Source organism: Acetobacter sp. (assembly GCF_047721705.1).
Taxonomy (GTDB): domain Bacteria; phylum Pseudomonadota; class Alphaproteobacteria; order Acetobacterales; family Acetobacteraceae; genus Acetobacter.
Map to the genome: position 1 here is coordinate 1 of NZ_JBDNXK010000026.1, position 1,473 is coordinate 1,473.

Annotated in this window: 1 protein-coding gene; it reads left to right on the forward strand. The window is 55.5% G+C overall.

Annotated elements, in window-relative coordinates; genetic code table 11:
• Positions 1-311: 311 nt before the first annotated feature.
• Positions 312-1,473, forward strand: a 1,162-nt coding sequence (locus ABF824_RS06430; protein WP_415487217.1) for an efflux RND transporter permease subunit, incomplete at its 3' end; no start/stop codon positions are given.

Here is a 1,473-nt window from a genome sequence, read left to right on the forward strand (position 1 = left end):
CACTAAAACAAAGCGTTTAATTCAATTATGTTGAAAGTTTGCAACAGTCGAGAACCATAAACGTTGCAGCGCAGAAATTATTGAGCCAGCCCATTTACAAAAAACGGGCCGCTTTATGACAATCTCTAGACAAACGTTTTCGGTGGCTGGACCAAGGAAACACCGCCTTGCTATCCCTCGCCCCGTTACGAAACGGATGAACCTGAACGCGGGTTATAAAACGTAATTTAGTGGACCTGCTGACTGCCGGGCGCGATAGGGATCATCATGACCAACACCTTCGAAGCAATGCTGATCGGAACGGGATCAGCATGAACGAGATCGTTGTTATCGCGCTAAAGCGCCCTTATACGTTCGTCGTCCTGTCGATACTCATTCTTGTCTATGGCATTCGTGCCATCGTTATGACGCCGACAGACGTCTTTCCCAGCATTCGCATTCCCGTGGTGGCCATTGCGTGGACCTATACCGGCCTGATGCCGGAAGATATGTCCGGGCGCGTCATCTATTATTACGAACGCGCACTGACAGCGACCGTCAACAATATCGAACATATCGAGAGCCAGTCCTATTACGGACGCGGCATCGTCAAGGTGTTCTTCCAGCCCGGCACCGATCCTGCCGCTGCGCAGACGCAGATTACCGCCGTCTCCCAGACAGTCATCAAACAGATGCCCACCGGCTCAACGCCGCCGCTTGTGCTGAGTTACAACGCCTCGTCCGTGCCGGTGCTGACCCTGCAGGTCTCGTCCACGCACATGACCGCGTCGGCGATTTACGACATGGCTTCCAACCTGGTGAGGCCTGCCCTCGTTTCGGTGCCCGGAACCGCCATTCCAAACCCCTATGGTGGTCAACCCGGCAATATCATGGTGGATCTCGATCCCACCAAACTTCAGGCGCACAAGCTCTCGCCAGCCGATGTTTCCGCCGCGCTGTCCAAACAGAACATTGTCCTGCCCGCCGGTGACCAGAAGATCGGCAGTATCGACTGGATGGTGCAAACCAACGCCGCGCCGCGTGATATCGACACCTTCAATGCCCTCCCCATCAAACAGGTGGGGAATTCCGTCGTCTATCTGCGTGATGTGGCATGGGTGCATCCCGGGGGGCCTCCACAAACCAACCTTGTGCTGGTGAAGGGGCAGCAGGGCGTTCTCATTGTCATCATGAAAAGTGGTGACGCTTCGACGCTGGACGTTGTGGCTGGTGTGAAGAAAGTCCTTCCCGGCATCGTGAAAACGCTACCGCCGGGCGTGGACGTCAAAATCATCAGTGACGCCTCGACCTTCGTGAAGGAATCTGTCCGCGACGTTGTGCAGGAAATGGGCACTGCCGCCTGCCTTACCGGGCTGGTCGTGCTTCTGTTCCTTGGCTCATGGCGCTCAACCGTCATTATCGCGACTTCGATCCCGCTGGCGATGCTTTGCGCCATCATCGGCCTGCGATGGATGGGTGAAACCATCAACGTCA